Annotated in this window: 13 protein-coding genes, 1 pseudogene and 1 other annotated feature; of the genes and pseudogenes, 7 read left to right on the forward strand and 7 right to left on the reverse strand. The window is 37.9% G+C overall.

Going from position 1 to position 16,476, the window contains the following annotated elements; translation table 11 throughout:
* Nucleotides 1–60: 60 nt before the first annotated feature.
* Both QF028_RS15900 and hmpA read right to left on the reverse strand, forming a co-directional pair.
* Nucleotides 61–669, reverse strand: a complete 609-nt coding sequence (locus QF028_RS15900; RefSeq protein ID WP_410883188.1) for a DedA family protein — start codon at nucleotides 667–669, stop codon at nucleotides 61–63.
* Between the two features lie 190 nt (nucleotides 670–859).
* Entirely contained in the window at nucleotides 860–2,074 is a 1,215-nt protein-coding gene (gene hmpA / locus QF028_RS15905; protein WP_429466825.1) for an NO-inducible flavohemoprotein, read from the reverse strand.
* Nucleotides 2,075–2,378: 304 nt separating this feature from the next.
* Between hmpA and QF028_RS15910 the strand changes: the two genes are divergently transcribed.
* Nucleotides 2,379–3,227: a DegV family protein gene (locus QF028_RS15910; RefSeq protein WP_429466827.1), complete on the forward strand. Its 849-nt coding sequence runs from the start codon at nucleotides 2,379–2,381 to the stop codon at nucleotides 3,225–3,227.
* Nucleotides 3,227–3,814 (forward strand): YdcF family protein, encoded by a 588-nt coding sequence (locus tag QF028_RS15915; protein ID WP_429466829.1) that lies wholly within the window; start codon nucleotides 3,227–3,229, stop codon nucleotides 3,812–3,814. The genes QF028_RS15910 and QF028_RS15915 overlap by 1 nt, the downstream gene beginning before the upstream one ends.
* A gap of 95 nt (nucleotides 3,815–3,909) precedes the next feature.
* On the opposite strand, the gene QF028_RS15920 is transcribed toward QF028_RS15915, so the two are convergent.
* Entirely contained in the window at nucleotides 3,910–4,476 is a 567-nt protein-coding gene (locus QF028_RS15920; RefSeq protein WP_215003269.1) for a GNAT family N-acetyltransferase, read from the reverse strand.
* Between the two features lie 264 nt (nucleotides 4,477–4,740).
* Nucleotides 4,741–6,171 (reverse strand): proline--tRNA ligase, encoded by a 1,431-nt coding sequence (gene proS / locus QF028_RS15925; protein ID WP_215003271.1) that lies wholly within the window; start codon nucleotides 6,169–6,171, stop codon nucleotides 4,741–4,743.
* A 78-nt stretch (nucleotides 6,172–6,249) separates the two neighbouring features.
* Nucleotides 6,250–6,466 (reverse strand) — a binding site (T-box leader).
* A gap of 153 nt (nucleotides 6,467–6,619) precedes the next feature.
* Between proS and QF028_RS15930 the strand changes: the two genes are divergently transcribed.
* Both QF028_RS15930 and QF028_RS15935 read left to right on the forward strand, forming a co-directional pair.
* Nucleotides 6,620–6,751, forward strand: coding sequence for a hypothetical protein (locus QF028_RS15930; RefSeq protein ID WP_282599713.1), 132 nt, complete (start codon nucleotides 6,620–6,622; stop codon nucleotides 6,749–6,751).
* Between the two features lie 166 nt (nucleotides 6,752–6,917).
* A complete protein-coding gene (locus tag QF028_RS15935; RefSeq protein WP_429466832.1) occupies nucleotides 6,918–7,811 on the forward strand; it encodes a cupredoxin domain-containing protein in 894 nt (297 codons plus the stop codon).
* A 60-nt stretch (nucleotides 7,812–7,871) separates the two neighbouring features.
* On the opposite strand, the gene QF028_RS15940 is transcribed toward QF028_RS15935, so the two are convergent.
* The 3 genes from QF028_RS15940 to QF028_RS15950 all read right to left on the reverse strand — a co-directional run bounded on the left by QF028_RS15940 (nucleotide 7,872) and on the right by QF028_RS15950 (nucleotide 10,908).
* Nucleotides 7,872–9,134, reverse strand: a complete 1,263-nt coding sequence (locus tag QF028_RS15940; protein WP_429466834.1) for a sensor histidine kinase — start codon at nucleotides 9,132–9,134, stop codon at nucleotides 7,872–7,874.
* Nucleotides 9,135–9,143: 9 nt separating this feature from the next.
* The gene (locus tag QF028_RS15945) at nucleotides 9,144–9,815 is read right to left on the reverse strand and encodes a response regulator transcription factor (RefSeq protein ID WP_215003277.1); all 672 of its coding nucleotides are present in this window, start codon (nucleotides 9,813–9,815) and stop codon (nucleotides 9,144–9,146) included.
* Nucleotides 9,816–9,942: 127 nt separating this feature from the next.
* Nucleotides 9,943–10,908, reverse strand: coding sequence for an efflux RND transporter periplasmic adaptor subunit (locus tag QF028_RS15950; RefSeq protein ID WP_429466836.1), 966 nt, complete (start codon nucleotides 10,906–10,908; stop codon nucleotides 9,943–9,945).
* A gap of 242 nt (nucleotides 10,909–11,150) precedes the next feature.
* Here QF028_RS15950 and QF028_RS15955 point away from each other — a divergent pair, with 242 nt between their 5' ends.
* The 3 genes and pseudogenes from QF028_RS15955 (at nucleotide 11,151) to QF028_RS15965 (ending at nucleotide 16,432) form a co-directional block, all read left to right on the forward strand.
* Nucleotides 11,151–11,612 (forward strand): MarR family winged helix-turn-helix transcriptional regulator, encoded by a 462-nt coding sequence (locus QF028_RS15955; RefSeq protein WP_410883210.1) that lies wholly within the window; start codon nucleotides 11,151–11,153, stop codon nucleotides 11,610–11,612.
* 4 nt (nucleotides 11,613–11,616) lie between these two features.
* Nucleotides 11,617–14,756: pseudogene (locus QF028_RS15960) on the forward strand (MMPL family transporter).
* Nucleotides 14,757–14,947: 191 nt separating this feature from the next.
* A complete protein-coding gene (locus QF028_RS15965; RefSeq protein ID WP_429466839.1) occupies nucleotides 14,948–16,432 on the forward strand; it encodes a TerD family protein in 1,485 nt (494 codons plus the stop codon).
* Nucleotides 16,433–16,476: the final 44 nt, after the last annotated feature.

Genomic DNA, 16,476 nt, shown 5'->3' on the forward strand with positions numbered 1-16,476 from the left:
TTCTCTAAATAAAAATCAAAGGAACCGTTGAGAGGACTCCTTTGATCTTAATTTGTTCTCCTATTTGGTTCCTGTTTCTATAACTACATTCCTTAATTTCCTAATCCCATAAATAATTACAATTAAAATGACAATAACTACGCTAGTTAAACTTAAATATTTCCTGATAAGCTCAAAAAAAACTTCCCATTGAGGACCAAGTATTTTTCCTAAAGAGATAAAACTAGAAACCCAAATCGCTGACCCAAGCCCTGTATACAAGGTATAAACTCTAATTGGTAAATGTGTGATCCCTGAAAAATAACCGATAAAATGCCTAAATACTGGAATAAACAAGGCAATGATTAATACTTTATTGCCATATTTTCTTAACCAGTTTGAAATTGAATTCAAACGATCTGGCTCTAAATGTAGCCGCTTCCCATGCTTTTCAAAAAAATGAATACCAAGCTTACAGCCTACCCAATAGGAAAGCAACATTCCTAGTGTACAACCAGCTGCAGAAGCGAGTATACTTCCAAACCAATTAAGCTTTCCAAGAAAGGATAAAAATCCAGCATATGCCAACATTGCTTCCATTGGAATCGGAAGTGCAAAAATACCTAGAGTAATGGAAAGAAAAAGAACAACATACCCGTACTCGTTCATGATCGTCGTTAAAAAATGCAATAATGTTAGCTCCTTTCCTAAAAGGGATATTTGGCATTGAAATGGCATTCATTCTTATTGGTATTTTAACCAAACTTCTCTAATATAGTTATCGACTTATAGATTTCAAATTTATATTTTTTGAAAGGCTGTACGTAAGTTCACTACAAAAATAAAGCCGACTTCTATTAGAAATCGGCTTGTTTCTCTGTTATTCTTCTAAATTCCCCATAGGACCAAAAAATTCAAAGTGAATTCTTTCTTGATTTACCCCTAATTCTTTTAATGAACGATTAATAGCTTTCATAAATGGAACAGGTCCACAGAAATAAAAATCGGCGTCCTTAGTTGTGATATTTTCTTTCAGCCACTCACGGGTTACATAGCCTTCAACATCAAAGCGATTATTCTTGCGATCCTCTTCTGTTGGTGAATCGTAAAAGAAATAGGAATGTACGTTTTCAAGCTTTGATACCTCTTCTACTTCGTCTCTTAGTGCATGTACATTCCCATTCGCAGCTGCATGGACAAATGTTACCTTACGTTCTGGCTGGACTTCAACGACTGTTTTTAACATACTCATCATTGGTGTTAAACCAACGCCGCCACTTAGTAACACAACAGGAGTATTTTTCTCAGTATCAAGAACAAAATCCCCCGCTGGAGCACTTACTTTTAAAATATCTCCTTGGCTCACTCCATTGTGTAAGTAATTAGATACCATGCCGTCTGGGTTTGCAGTTCCCGCTTCGCGTTTAACACTGATTCGGTAATAGTCTTTTCCTGGAGCATCTGAAAGGCTGTATTGACGAATATGTGTGAACTTTTCACCAGCCATTTCTAGCTTGATACTAATATACTGACCAGGGGTAAAAACGGCAATTCCTTTGTTGTCTTCTGGTTTTAAGTAAAACGAGGTGATCACTTCACTCTCAACTACTTTACGGTCAACAATAAAGTTGCGAAAACCCTTCCAACCACCATGTTGATTTTCAGTTTCATCATATAATTCTGCTTCTACACTGATAAAAACATCTGCAATTACATTATACGCTTGGGCCCATGCCTCAATAATCTCGTCTGTTGCTGCATCACCTAATACATCCTTAATCGCTAGCAGTAGATGTTTGCCGACAATCGGGTAATGTTCAGGCAAGATGCCAAGGCTTCTATGTTTTTGTGCAATTTGCTTCACTACTGGAAGAATAGCTTCCAGATTATCGATATACATGGCTGCGGCATATACCGTTCCTGCCAATGCTTTTTGCTGTCTGCCTTGTTTTTGATTAGCATGATTAAATATATTTAATAATTCAGGATGGTTGCCAAACATCAATTGGTAAAATCGAGTTGTAATTTTTTCCCCATGTTTTTCTAAAACAGGTACAGTTGATTTGATTATTTCAATCGTTTTTTGATCTAACATATTAACACTCCCTATATATTTCACTGTTTCCATAGTGATTATATGATATTTAACGCACGAAATAAGTGATTTAAATCACAGACTACTATTTTTAATAATTAGAACTAGGTACTTTTCGTGTTTCTCACCTAAAAACTTCACAAAGTTTTCATATTTTAACATGACAAATATAACTTGTTGGTTAATATTCCTTCTTGTAATGTTGAATCTAGTTATCAAAAACAAATGGAATAAAACTAACATGTGTAATGATCAATATTTGATCAATAGAAATAAGAGATTTCACTGGAGGAAGAGGATTAACATGAATGCAGCAAAAATTGCATGGATTACTGACACAACGGCTTCGCTAAGCAAAGAGTTTATCGAGCAAAATAATATACATGTAGTTCCACTTAACATTGTAATTAACCAAGAATCCTACAAGGAAACAATAGATATTACACAAAAAGAGTTTTATGAGCGAATGAAACATGAGGATTCGAAATTTCAAACCTCCCAGCCTGCCCTGGGTGATTTTGTGGAACTTTATACAAGGTTAAAGGAAGACTATGACTACGGAATAGCCATTCATGCTTCCAGTCTCTTATCAGGGACGTTTCAAACTTCAGTAATGGCAGCAGAAATGGCTGATTTTAAACTGTTTCCCATTGACTCCCTGACAGGTTCCTACCCTCTTTCTTTTTTAATAAAAAAAGGGATCGAACTTGTGGAAAATGGATGTGAGAGTGGTGAGGTTGTCGCAGAATTAAATGCACTACGCGACAATACACGCTTATATTTAGTCCCCTCGAATCTGGACCAACTCAAAAAAAGTGGCAGAGTATCCGGCGGCCAAGCAATACTAGCTTCATTATTTAATATAAAGCCGATTTTAGCGATTGAAGACGGTGGCGCTAAGATTAAAGATAAGGTTCGCACCGAAAAAAGAGCGATTTCTTGGTTGATTAATCATTTACAAACAGACTTGGAAACAACGAATGTTAGGAAAGTTGCTATCGTTCATGCTAATGATATCGAGAGAGCTGCCGTGCTTGAACAATTAGTCAACGAAACATTCCCTGATATCCAAACCGAATTAATGATGCTGATTCCTGTGGCAGGTGTACACACTGGGGTAGGAACGCTTGGACTTTCGTGGGTTTGTGAATAATGAAAAATAAGAAAAGAGTGTTATTGTTGTTGGGAGTTTTTGCGGCCTTAGGTTTAATTTACATTGGCATATTACAAATTAAAATTAGTCAATATAGTCATAAAGAAGTACCTAAAACTGCAGACTATTTGATTGTTCTAGGGGCAAGGGTTAAAGGAACCGTCCCTTCCTTGGCGTTTGCGAGTAGAATAAATACAGCTGCGAAATATTTAAAGAAAAACAAAGATACTCTTGTCATTGCTTCTGGTGGAAAAGGACCTGGTGAAGATATTTCCGAAGCAGAATCCATCAGGAGAGAACTTGTGAATCAAGGAATTAATGAGACTCGGATTATCTTAGAAGATCAATCAACTGATACATATGAAAATATTAATTTTTCGAAAAAGCTTATTCCCGAAGGTGCCAAGATTGGTCTTGTCGTTACAAATAATTTTCATCTCTACCGGGCAGTCTCAATTGCCCGTAATTATGGTCTACAGGTGCAAGGACTCCCCGCAGAAACACCATGGATTGCTGTGGTAAAATCCTATTCCCGCGAATATTTGGCGATTACTAAATTCTATCTTAAAAGATATTTCCTTGATTAATTTCGAGATTTGATATCAAGTGTGAAAGAATTGATCGGTTTTTCATAATAAAAAAGAGTACTGAAATTCAGTACTCTTTTCTAATGCCAAATATCTCAACTATTACTAGTTTTTGCATATACACACGTATCTCTTAAATCTTGGCCATCTGCAGACATTTCATCATTTCTAAAAATGCCTTCTAAGGTAAACCCTAATCGTTCAGGAATGGCCCGACTTTTGATATTTTTTGAGTCACAACGAATTTCAACCCGTTTTGCATTGAGTTCAGTAAAGGCAAATTTCGTTATCGCATCTGCCGCCTCCGTTATATACCCCTTCCCGCTATAGCGCGTATCAATCCAGTAACCTATTTCAACTTTTGGGATATTCCAGTTGATCCTGTGCAATCCAGAAGAACCGATGAATTCTCCTGTTTCTCGATTAAATATATGTAACCTTAAATCCTCGCGGGTTAAAAACTTAGCATGTGCCTCACGCATATTTACTTCTACATCTTCCTCGGTTTGCTCGTGATGGGCCCAAGGCATCCATTCTTTTATTTCATTTAACGAAGACTGCATTGCTTGGTACACCACTTTACCATCTCCGGGCAGAGGCATACGTATTAATAATCTTTCTGTGTAAAATTGATTTGGAAAGTCTAGTAGTATTGGTTTCATAATCTTGCCCTCCTTCTGAATATAAATAATTCGCTACGATCATTGTTCATTCCTTTTTTCAGAAAAAAATATGGAGGAGCCGATTCGCTGATTGAATCAATAAATCCGCTGATACGCCGAAAGTTTAATTCGCTCATTGAACTGAGAAATTCGCCCATTCAATCGAAAAATTCGCTCATAAATTTAATTTCCTTCACGGTTGCAGCACAATATATAATAAAAAAGACCCTTCCCAACCAGGAAGAGCCCGAAAGTTTGCTTTTTTTAGTATGCTTTTGCCCAATAAACCATTTTATTGGCTTCTTTTCCACAGCATACACATTTGTCAGATACTTTTTCTTGCTCGAATGGCAAACATCTAGATGTTGCGCCAGCATCTTCTTTAATTTTTTCCTCACATGCTAATTCACCGCACCACATGGCCTTGATAAAACCTGGTTTTGCTTCGAGTGATTGCTTTAACTCATCAAGTGTTACAGCAACAGTGGTTCTTTCTTCACGATGAGTAAGTGCTTTATTATATAAATTTGTTTGAATTTCATCTAATAACTCAACAAGCTTCGTTTCTAATTGGTCCAGTGGAACAAACACTTTCTCTAATGTATCGCGTCTTACTAGGACCACTTGCTTGTTTTCGATATCTTTAGGTCCCACCTCAAGACGGACTGGGATACCTTTCATTTCATACTCATTGAACTTCCAGCCTGGCTTTTTATCACTAGCATCGATCCCTACACGTACAACACTTGATAAAGTCTCTTTTAACTCGTAGGCAAAATCAAGAACGCCTTCTTTATGCTGAGCAATCGGCACAATCATCACTTGAGTTGGCGCTGCTTTTGGCGGAATCACAAGGCCGCGGTCATCGCCGTGCACCATGATTAAGGCACCGATAATTCTTGTTGTGAAGCCCCAAGAGGTTTGATGCACATATTGGAGCTTTCCTTCTTTGTCTGTATATTGAATGTTAAATGCCTCGGCAAATCCTGTGCCGAAGTGGTGAGATGTACCAGACTGTAATGCTTTTCCATCATGCATTAAGCTTTCTATCGTAAAAGTAGCCTTTGCACCTGCAAACTTTTCCTTTTCCGTTTTTTGTCCTTTTACAACTGGAATCGCAAGGATTTCTTCACAAACTGCGGCATAAACATTTAGCATTTTAATGGTTTCTTCCATGGCCTCTTCGTCAGTTGCATGCGCGGTATGACCTTCCTGCCATAAAAACTCTAATGTCCGTAAGAATGGACGGGTTGTTTTTTCCCAACGGACCACGTTTGCCCATTGGTTATAAAGCTTTGGCAGATCTCTGTATGAATGGATGATGTTACTATAATGCTCGCAAAAAAGAACTTCTGATGTAGGACGGACAACTAATCGTTCTGCTAATGGTTCAGACCCGCCATGTGTGACCCAGGCCACTTCTGGTGCAAAACCTTCAACATGATCTTTTTCTTTTTGCAGCAAGCTTTCAGGAATAAACAAAGGCATATAAACATTTTCATGCCCCGTTTCTTTTATACGGCGATCCAATTCATTTTTTATATTATCCCATAAAGCATAACCATATGGTCGAATAATCATCGAGCCACGAACACTTGAATAATCAATTAAGTCAGCTTTTGTTACCACATCGGTATACCACTGGGCGAAATCATCGTCCATTGCAGTTACATCTTTTACAAAATCTTTTGCCATGTTTGACACCTCATTAAATTTTTTTAAATAAGTAACGGTCGCTTCCGCTTTTCTACACAAAAAGGCCTTGATCCTCAAAAAAGGGACCAAGGCCTGGCGGTACCACCCTAAATTCATAAAGCAAAAAGCTTTATACACTTTCCATGATAACGGACATTATCCGCATGTATCTTCATATGTATCCGATACAGAACTCAGAGGCAGGTTCAAATGACCGTCTTAAGAAACCTCGCACCATTGGTTTCCTCTCTTGGTAAGACCTTTTCACTTTACTAATCCCCGTCACAGTTTCAATAGTATTTTTGAAAATTATATATTTCATTATAAAAAAAGTCAATTTTTTTTATGGAATATATTGCTGAAGCCAGCAATTTTCCTTCAAATTTACTTTAAACGTCTAAAAAAATCAGTTAAAATGCTAGTAATTAGAAAAAATGGGGTGGCTTACTTGGAAAAAGAAAAGGATGATCTCCAACAAGAGGAAGAAGAAAAAGAATTTCTACTTGAATATATTAAGATGCAGAATGAGGCCATGAAAAGAATTTTTAAAAATACCCTTGATAAAGAAAATAAAGAATAAAATCGATCTCCTACTATTCCATATCCTAATTTAACCTCATTAATATTCATAAAACGTTCATATTAATCACTAAAAATACAAATTTGAATGGGTTATTTCCATTTATAATACTCATATGTTGTAAATTATTTAATGAATAAAACATACACATTTGAGGAGACATAAAATGAATATTTTTGCGATTATTTCGGCAATTGTAGTTGCCATTGGTACCGGATATTCCATTTATTCTGTTTACCGTCATAAAAATAAGCTAGCCAATACATCTGGGATTATGATTAGTATGGTCATCGCGGTAATCACAGGGTTACTGACCGGCAGTATCATTGGCATCATTTCCGGTGAGATTTTTCTAGTAGTCGGAGTCAGTATGATTATTGGTTTCGTCTTAGGTTTCTTAGCTGGACACCCCGTTGGGATATTAGCCATCCTTATGGGATCAATTTCTGGTTTAATGGGCGGGATCATTGGAGCTATTCTCGGTGCCTTTCTTCAATTTATAAATCCTACTATTTTACTTGGAATCTTGTTAGGTTTTTATATTTTAATTATCGGATTCGTGATCATGTATATTTTCGTGGAATCGAATAATAAATTATCCCTTGATACACAAGAGCTCTCACCATTTGCGATCATCGCAGGAGGCGTTGTGATAGTATCATTATTTTTATTTATGTATAGCAGTGATATGGTCGAAATTCCAGGTCAAAGTCAAACAACGCAAACAGCAACTCAACAAGCTGCACCTAGTCAGGAGGTTCCCAAAACGGAAGTTGATGTGACAAAGGAAAGCAAGCCAATTGTAAAGATGGAAGTAACCACACAGGGGTACACACCTAATGTTATTCGAGTTAAAAAGGGTATACCAGTAGAACTAGAAATTAAAAACCCATTGGATAGTAGTAATTGTATATCCACATTTATGATTCATGATTTTAATATTAACAATGTCAACCTAAAAACGGGAACAACAAAACTAACCTTTACTCCGGATATGTCCGGAGAATATACCTTTAGCTGCGGGATGCAAATGTTTAAAGGGACAATTATTGTTGAATAAGAATGCCAAAAGCACACGACAACTTCGTTCGTGTGCTTTGTGTTTAGAAAAAAAACAAATTCAATATTTTTGGGTTTTTGGAAAAGTAATTTCAATTGTTGTCCCTTTACCAAGGGTGCTTTGCACCTTTGTTTTTCCATGATGTTTCTCAATAATCCACTTGGCAATCGACAGGCCCAATCCTGTTCCCTCGGCAGCCGTTCTAGCTTTATCGCTTTGATAGAAGCGGTCAAAGATTTTAGGGATATCCATTTCAGGAATACCAATTCCGTTATCTTTTACTTTAAGGAAAATAGACGAATGAGTATGTCCGCACGAAAGCAGGATCTCTCCTCCTTCCATTGTATATTTCATCGCATTGTCCAATAGTATGACGATTAGTTGATGAATTCTGGCTTTATCACCAAAAAAAGTAACAGGTTCAGCTGCTTCTATCCGCAGTGATTTTTCTTGATACATAACAATTTCTTCGTATTGTTGATGGATTTCTTTTAAAAGTTCATTTAGATGGAACGTTTCCTTTTTCACTTCAATTTGGTCAGAGTCCGATCTCGCCAGTGTCAATAAGTTGGTGACTAATTTAGAAAGTCGCCTGGATTCATTTGAAATCGTTGATATATCAAGAATTTTATCCTGTATTGTTGCAGCGGGAGACCGAAATAGTAAATCCGTTTTTGCTTGGATGACGGCTAATGGGGTTCTTAACTCATGCGAAGCATCGGAAACAAATTCTGTCTGCTTTTGCCAAGCCTTTTTAATCGGTACAAGTGCCTTTCCTGCTAAAAAATAACCAGAAGCAACTGCACAAATGATTCCAACTCCCATACCAATCAGCATTATCAACAATAGTCTTTCGAGTAATTTTTGTTCAGAGTTTACATTACGGATGAATTGAACAGTGATTTTTCCTAGTTGAGGATGATCCACTTCGAAGGCAATATACCTAAACGAAAAATCTTCTACATCAACATCCTTTAAGGTATTTAATGTTTTGGGGCGAATCAGCTTCTCATTATCTTGAAAAATTTCAGAATCACGGTTTTGTTCCAACAAGTGCTGATTATTTTGATCCCAGATTAGGGTCAATATCCGGGGATCTTTCCTGATAAATCTTGGAATAGGCCCCCCATCGTCCTCACGAATTTCACCTGGTCCCTCCGGCTGCTTTTGAAAATGTTCAATCGATTCATAGAGCGATTGGTTTACATCCCTATATAATTTATTCTCCGTGTAAAAATAAATAACGCTTCCGAGTGCGCTGATAAGTACAATAAAGACTAATGAATTTAAAAATGTCAGCTTTATGAGTGTTTGCCGAAACATGAGATGCCCCTATTCTTCGTTCAACATGTAGCCTACGCCACGAATGGTTTTAATATCGATATGATAGCCTGACGGTTCTAATTTTTTACGGAGGTGGTGCATGAATACCTCAACTATAGCGATTGTTGTATCCGAATCAAAGCCCCATACACGGTCATAGATTTGCTCTTTCGTTAGGATTGCGCCTTTATTCTGAATCAGATATTCTAATAACTCATATTGCTTTGCCGTGAGTTTCAACTGCTCACCATCGACGACAATATCTCTTTCCTTCCCTAACAATTCAATGCCGCGAAATTGAATGGTTTGATTGGTTGTTAGGCTGCCGCTTCTTCTTAACAAGGCACGGATTCTGGCTTTCAATTCTGCTGCTTGAAATGGTTTAACTAAATAATCATCTCCACCGCTATCTAAGCCTTTGACACGATCTTCGAGGGAATCTCTTGCAGTAAGGAATAGGACAGGAATCTTTAATCCTTCCTTTCGAATCGTTCGTAAAACTTCGAACCCATCAATCTCTGGAATCATGACATCTAGTACAATCACATCATGGATGTTTTGCATCGCTAAAAATAAGGCATCCTCACCATTGGATGCTTGATCCACTTCAAACTCATCTGATAAAAGCTGAACAATCGATTCCAATAAAGGAAGATTATCCTCCACAACTAATAAACGCATTTTCGATCTCTCCTAAGTTTGTATCTAAAAATAATTATATAGCAAATAAAGCGATCGTAACATAGGACATGTCCGCTGTTTACCTTTCATTTAAAAGAGGTGTTTGGGAAGCTAAAATTACCTCCTGTTAGTTTCCACCTCTACCGCCAAATTGCCCTTGACCTCCAAAGTTCCGGTTCATTCCGCCCACGTTTCCGATTCCACCAAAAACACTGCTTTGGGAATTACTACTTGAATTATTTGACGAGCTCGCTTTTGCTAATTGAGGTAATTTTACTGTTTCTCCTCCCGATACTCCTTTTGTTATTTCCACATAATCTTCATTTGCGATGCCTGTTTGAACTGTATTTTTCTCCGTTCCTGAGGTGTTACTATCTGTGCTCTTCGAATTGACTATGACATATTTCTTATTGTTTGATGTGTATACAGCATCAAGTGGAACATAAAGGGCATTAACTTTACTTTCTGTTAAGATTCTTGCTTCCGCACTCATCCCGACTTTAAGTTGATCTGGTTTATTAATAGAAATGGTAACATCAAAAGTAGAGACTCCGTTTGATGATACTCCGTCTTCAGAAATTGCAGATACTTTACCAGTAAATACTTGATCAGGAAACGCATTAATGGTTAGGTCAACTGGCTGATTCTTTTTAATTTTGGATATATCAAGCTCATCAATTTGAACCACGGTTTGTAATTGCTTATAGTTTGTGACATGGGCAACAACTTGTCCATTTGTTACTGGCTCTCCTGCGGAAACTGCGATTGTCGTAATAACCCCAGTGGCGGGCGCTGTTATAGGGTCACTTCCATCTGAAAAAGTAATTAACTCATCTCCTTCGGTTACATTCTCCCCCACAGCTGCAAGTACTTCATCAACTTCATTATTATTAAACGTTGTTTTAATATCTTCACTCGTTACCGCTTGAACTGTCCCCGAACCACTAATGTTGACGTTTAACGTCCCTTTTTGAACAACTGCTGTTCTGATTTGCGCTGACACCGTTTGTGTACCTAACTTTAATGAATCCCATCGATAACCAACGAAACCAACAACGAGTACACAACCTACCATAATTATCCATTTTTTCATCTAAACTTGCTCCTTTTCCGTCCTGAATTCCCCCCAGGAAGCCAAATAATCTAATCTACACCCATTATTATGTTTATTTCTTAACTTTTCCTTAAAAGATAGTAAGTTTTGAGGAAAACATAAATTTGAACGGGTAGTGTCAAGCTTTTTTTGATTGACAGTTATTTTTGTATGTAATATAGTTTAACAGGTGAATAGTTAAACAGTTTAACTAATTTCAAATCTGACGAGGTGAAAACAGTATGGATAAATACATCATCCAGGAATTAATTGACCGCTATGTGTCTGTTTCATTTCAAGTACACAAAAAAGCGGAGTATTTAATCAAAGGCCAAATTGGTGACGACTTAACCAACGATCAACATTACATATTAAGATATATTCATCAGTCGAAGGAATGCACTTCCACGGAATTGGCCGATGCTTTTGAGGTAAATAAAAGTGCCATCACGGCAATCATCAATCGAATGGCAGACAGAGGATTGATTCAAAGAACGCGCGATGAAAATGACCGCAGAGTTGTTTACTTAACGTTAACAAAGGAAGGAAATGCTCTTTACGAAAACTGCCAAGAAAAAGTTCAGCTTCTTGTTGAATCCATTATTACTCAATTTGAAGAGACCGAAATTACAGCTTTTATCCATACTTACGAGAAATTGGCTCAAATCTTAATCAACAAGAAACAGGAAGAACTGGAGGAATAAACAAGTGAGAGCTATATTAAAAGCAAAATGGTTCATATTAGCAACTTGGATCGTTGTTATTACCGCACTTTTCATGGTAGCACCGAATATGGAAGCACTTGTACGGGAGAAAGGACAGATTACCGTACCAGAAGGATATTCCTCAACCATCGCAGAAAAAATTCTCTTAGATGTGCAGTCAAGTGAAAACAGCGGAAGTCATCTACAAACAGCCCTTGTATTTCACAGTGATAAAAAGTTAACAAAAGCAGATTTTACAACAGCAGAAAAAGCTGTTCATGAACTTGAAAAGAACAAGGCGAAACTTGGGATTTCCGAAATTTTAACCCATTTTGATCAAGCACAATTGAAAGATCAGCTTGTTTCAAAGGATGGAAAAACCATTCTTGTTTCTCTTAAAGTGAATGTGAATGATCGGGAAGCAAAGGAAATTTCGGATGAATTGTATCAAGCGATTGATCAAGTAAAGTTGGACCATTATTATACGGGAAACTGGGTAATCAGTGATGACTTGGTCACCAATTCCCAGGAAGGTTTGAAGAAAACAGAAGGAATAACCGTTGGTTTCATTCTAATTGTCCTCCTTCTAGTATTTAGGTCGGCGATTGCACCAATTATTCCGTTAGTAACAGTTGGTTTCAGTTATCTTACGGCCCAATCCATAGTTTCCCTATTAGTGGATAAGGTTAACTTCCCTCTATCCACTTTTACTCAGATTTTCTTAGTTGCGGTCCTCTTCGGAATTGGAACGGACTATTGTATTTTGCTGCTTAGTCGTTTTAAAGAGGAAATGGCAAAGAATGATAGTGTTACAGAATCCATTGTGGAAACCTATCGGACAGCCGGAAAAACAGTTTTCTTTAGCGGAGTCGCTGTAATGATTGGTTTTGCTTCGATTGGCTTTTCCACCTTCAAGCTTTATCAGTCAGCAGCAGCTGTTGCGGTAGGTGTGGCGATTCTTCTAATCGCACTTGTAACTGTTGTTCCCTTTTTCATGGCTGTGCTTGGCAAAAAACTTTTTTGGCCATCTAAAGAAAAACTTGAACACAGTGAAAGTAAATTTTGGGGCTTGGCCGGGAAATTTGCGCTGGCACGTCCGTTGATTGCTTTTATAATCGTTGGAACTATTTTGTACCTTTCTTATTTACGTATAAGGATCAATTATCATTTAATTCACTTGAAGAAATCAGCGATGATTTTCCTTCCATAAAAGGATTCAATATCATTTCTGAATCATTTGGTCCTGGTGAATCCATGCCAACCCAAATTGTCATTAAAAACGATGATCAAATGAAAACTTCTGATTATATTGCGATTACGGAAAAAATGAGTCAAGAGCTAGAAAAGGTAAATGATGTTGATACCGTTCGTTCTGTGACTCGGCCAACCGGTGAGCCGATTGATGATTTATATCTTTCCAAACAGGTGGCTAATCTTGGTGATGGACTTGGTCAGGGCAATGATGGGATTAAAAAAATTAGTGATGGCTTGAAGGAAGCAGGAAGCCAGATGGCGGCTAATCAGCCTAAAATGCAGGAAGCCACAGCTGGCATCAGTGAATTAATAAATGGAACAAATAAATTAAAAACAGGAATGGGAGACATTCAAGGCGGACTTACTGAAATTGAGAAGGGTCTGAAAGCTGGTTCCGCTGGTTCAACACAGATTAAAGAAGGTTTGGTTCAGATAAAGACAAAATCTGCGGAGGTTTTGGCTGGTAGTAAACAATTGCTTGCCGGCTACCAAAGAGCAAGGTCTGGATTAGCTACTCTTCAAGGTCAATACGAAGATGTAGCGACAAGGTTGGAGACATTGAACAAAACCCTAACTGCTACAAATCAATATTTTACTAATCTTGAAAAACAATATAGTGACATTAGAGAAAATCAAAACTATCAAGCTATCAAAATGACTGTTCAGCGCTCCCAAACGGCAACGAAAGAATTAGCGGGAGGATTGCAGCAATTAAATACTGGCTTAAATGGGGTACAAACAGGAATTCAGTTTGCTAATAGTAAATTTGCAGAAATAACAGATGGCCAGAAAGCCCTAATTACCGGTATGGAAGGACTGTTAAAAGGAATTTCCGACCTTGAAACAGGATTAGATAAAATGGCCCTAGGGCAAGGAAAAGTCATTGATGGACTTCCGCAATTAACAGATGGACTCTCTGGAATAAATGATGGGCAGATGCAGCTCCTTACTGGCTACCAAGACATGGGTGGACAGATCACTCAGCTTTCTGATGGGTTAACGAAAAGTTCTGACGGATTGAATAAAGTTTCGGATGGCCTTAATTCTGCTCAAAATTATCTTTCCGAGGTATCCAAACAGAAGCAGACCGGATTTTATATTCCTCAGGACGTCCTTGACAGCAAAGATTTCGAGCAAGCACTGAATGCTTACATGTCAAACGACAGAAAAGTAATGACGATTGATGTGATCTTTAATAAAAATCCATATTCTAATGTAGCGATTAATCGCGTTCCTGAAATTAAGCAAGCAGTCAAACGTGTTATTAAGGACACTAAACTGGAAAATGCTAAAGTGGCTGTTGGCGGTGTATCGAGTATGCATAACGATCTTGATACTATTTCAAAAGCGGATTATTCAAGAACCGTCGTATTAATGCTTGTCGGGATAAGTATTATCTTAATCATCCTACTGCGTTCACTAATTATGCCCCTTTATCTGATTGGCTCATTAGTCCTAACCTACTATACTTCGATGGCTATTTCGGAAAAGATCTTTGTGAATCTATTAGGATATTCAGGTATTAGTTGGGCAGTTCCCTTCTTTGCCTTTGTTATTTTAGTAGCTTTAGGAATTGACTACAGTATTTTCTTAATGGACCGGTTCAACGAATACCGAAACATGCCGGTTGAAAAAGCAATCCTGATTTCGATGAAAAAAATGGGTACAGTTATTATTTCAGCAGCGATCATCTTGGGCGGAACGTTTGCAGCAATGATGCCATCAGGGGTATTGTCCTTGCTTGAAATTGCAACGATCCTATTAATCGGCTTAGCCTTATACTCACTTGTTGTGCTCCCACTGTTTGTACCTGTTATGGTAAAAACATTCGGCGAGGCCAATTGGTGGCCATTTAGAAAAAATAATGATAGTGCAAATCATATAAACTAATTAATGCATGCTGATCAAATGGATCAGCGTGCTTTTTTATAGCTTTATATATTTTTGAAACTTTTTCACTCTTGTCACGTACATAAAGTGTGGTATAAACAATGAAGAAACTTATCTGTCATGAAATTTTTCCCTTTTTTTAAAATACATTTATAATGTACATATGAAAATAATCAAGAGGAGTGAAAAAAGTGGGTGTTACACTTAGCAAGGGGCAAAAAGTAGATTTAACAAAATCTCACCCTGGACTGCAAAACGTCGTTGTCGGCTTGGGTTGGAACATTAGTCAGCCAGGGTCCAATTTTGATTTAGATGCTTCTGCATTTTTATTAGGCCAAACTGGGAAAGTGAACAGTGACCAGGATTTTGTATTTTATAATAATCCGTCAGGTGGAAATGGTTCCATTATCTATAGCGGTGACAATCGAACTGGTGCAGGAGCCCGGGATGATGAGCAGATCAGGATTGATTTAAACAAGGTTCCTTCCCAAATTCATCGGATTGCTTTTACAATTACGATCCATGATGCGCAAGCGAAACGGCAAAATTTCGGACAAATTTCTGATTCTTATGTGCGTATATTTAATGAGCAAACAAATGAAGAATTATTGAGATTTAACCTTGGACGGGATTTCACGGTTGAAACAGCAATTGTGGCAGCGGAGCTCTACCGTCATAACGGTGAATGGAAGTTTAATGCAATTGCCAGTGGCTTTCAAGGGGGATTAGCTGCTTTATGTGGTAACTTTGGTATTACCGTTGACGACCCACCTGCAAGTGTGCAAACAACGCCGCCTTCTCAGCCAACAAGTTACCCATCAAGCACTAATTCGTATCAACAGAGTAATCCATATCAACCAAGCCAAACAAATCCTAATTCTTATCAACAAAGTAATTCATATCATCAAAACCAATCAAGCTCAAATTCGTATCAGCAGCAGCCCATTCATCTTCAGCCAGAATCATCTTATCAGCAGCAGCCTGCCTACGGATATCCGACACAGTCCTATCCTGCTTCAACAAATTCTCACCAATCGTATGGTGGAGATGATATCATTTGTCCACGCTGCCATTCCTCAAATGTTCGGACAGGAAAGAAAGGGTTCGGTCTTGGTAAAGCAGCAATAGGCGGGTTAATCCTTGGTCCTGTTGGTTTACTAGGTGGTTTTATTGGAAAAAATCAACTAAAGTTCTCATGTAATAGCTGTGGCAACAACTGGTCCCCTTCGCAAACAGATTATGCGGAGTGGGCAAACAATCAAAAGAAAAAAGCACAAGAACTATTTAATCGATATAAAAGCCAGGATGTACTCGAGGCAGTAGTCGCAGCCTGTGCATTAGTGGCGATGGCAGACGGATACTTGGATGCTTCTGAACGCCAGAAAATGACTGAGTTCGTCCATCAAAGTGAAGAATTACGAGTGTTTGATACAAATAAGGTCCTCCAAAAATTCAATATGTTTGTTTCTAGAATAGAAAATGATCGGATGCTTGGTCGTGCCGAGGCATTTCGTGCCCTTGGAAAAATCAGAACCAAGCGAGAAATTGCTCGTCTTGTCGCTCGTTATTGCATCGCCATTGGCTATGCAGATGGAAATTTTGACAACAATGAAAAACAAATGGTTAGCGATATCTGTCTTGAACTCGGCCTAAACCCTACAGAGTTTCTATCTTAAAAAGAAAAAAGCCTCTTTCCTATCCAAGGATCGAGGCTATTTGG

It is taken from the genome of Neobacillus sp. B4I6 (assembly GCF_050434045.1).
In the GTDB taxonomy this organism is placed as follows: Bacteria; Bacillota; Bacilli; order Bacillales; family Cytobacillaceae; genus Neobacillus.

Coding starts and splice junctions, on each gene's coding strand:
- QF028_RS15940 (WP_429466834.1), bottom strand. CDS start 9,134: ATGTTTCGGCAAACACTCATAAAGCTGACATTTTTAAATTCATTAGTC.
- QF028_RS15920 (WP_215003269.1), bottom strand. CDS start 4,476: ATGAAACCAATACTACTAGACTTTCCAAATCAATTTTACACAGAAAGA.
- QF028_RS15945 (WP_215003277.1), bottom strand. CDS start 9,815: ATGCGTTTATTAGTTGTGGAGGATAATCTTCCTTTATTGGAATCGATT.
- QF028_RS15910 (WP_429466827.1), top strand. CDS start 2,379: ATGAATGCAGCAAAAATTGCATGGATTACTGACACAACGGCTTCGCTA.
- QF028_RS15915 (WP_429466829.1), top strand. CDS start 3,227: ATGAAAAATAAGAAAAGAGTGTTATTGTTGTTGGGAGTTTTTGCGGCC.
- QF028_RS15935 (WP_429466832.1), top strand. CDS start 6,918: ATGAATATTTTTGCGATTATTTCGGCAATTGTAGTTGCCATTGGTACC.
- QF028_RS15955 (WP_410883210.1), top strand. CDS start 11,151: ATGGATAAATACATCATCCAGGAATTAATTGACCGCTATGTGTCTGTT.
- QF028_RS15950 (WP_429466836.1), bottom strand. CDS start 10,908: ATGAAAAAATGGATAATTATGGTAGGTTGTGTACTCGTTGTTGGTTTC.
- hmpA (WP_429466825.1), bottom strand. CDS start 2,074: ATGTTAGATCAAAAAACGATTGAAATAATCAAATCAACTGTACCTGTT.
- proS (WP_215003271.1), bottom strand. CDS start 6,171: ATGGCAAAAGATTTTGTAAAAGATGTAACTGCAATGGACGATGATTTC.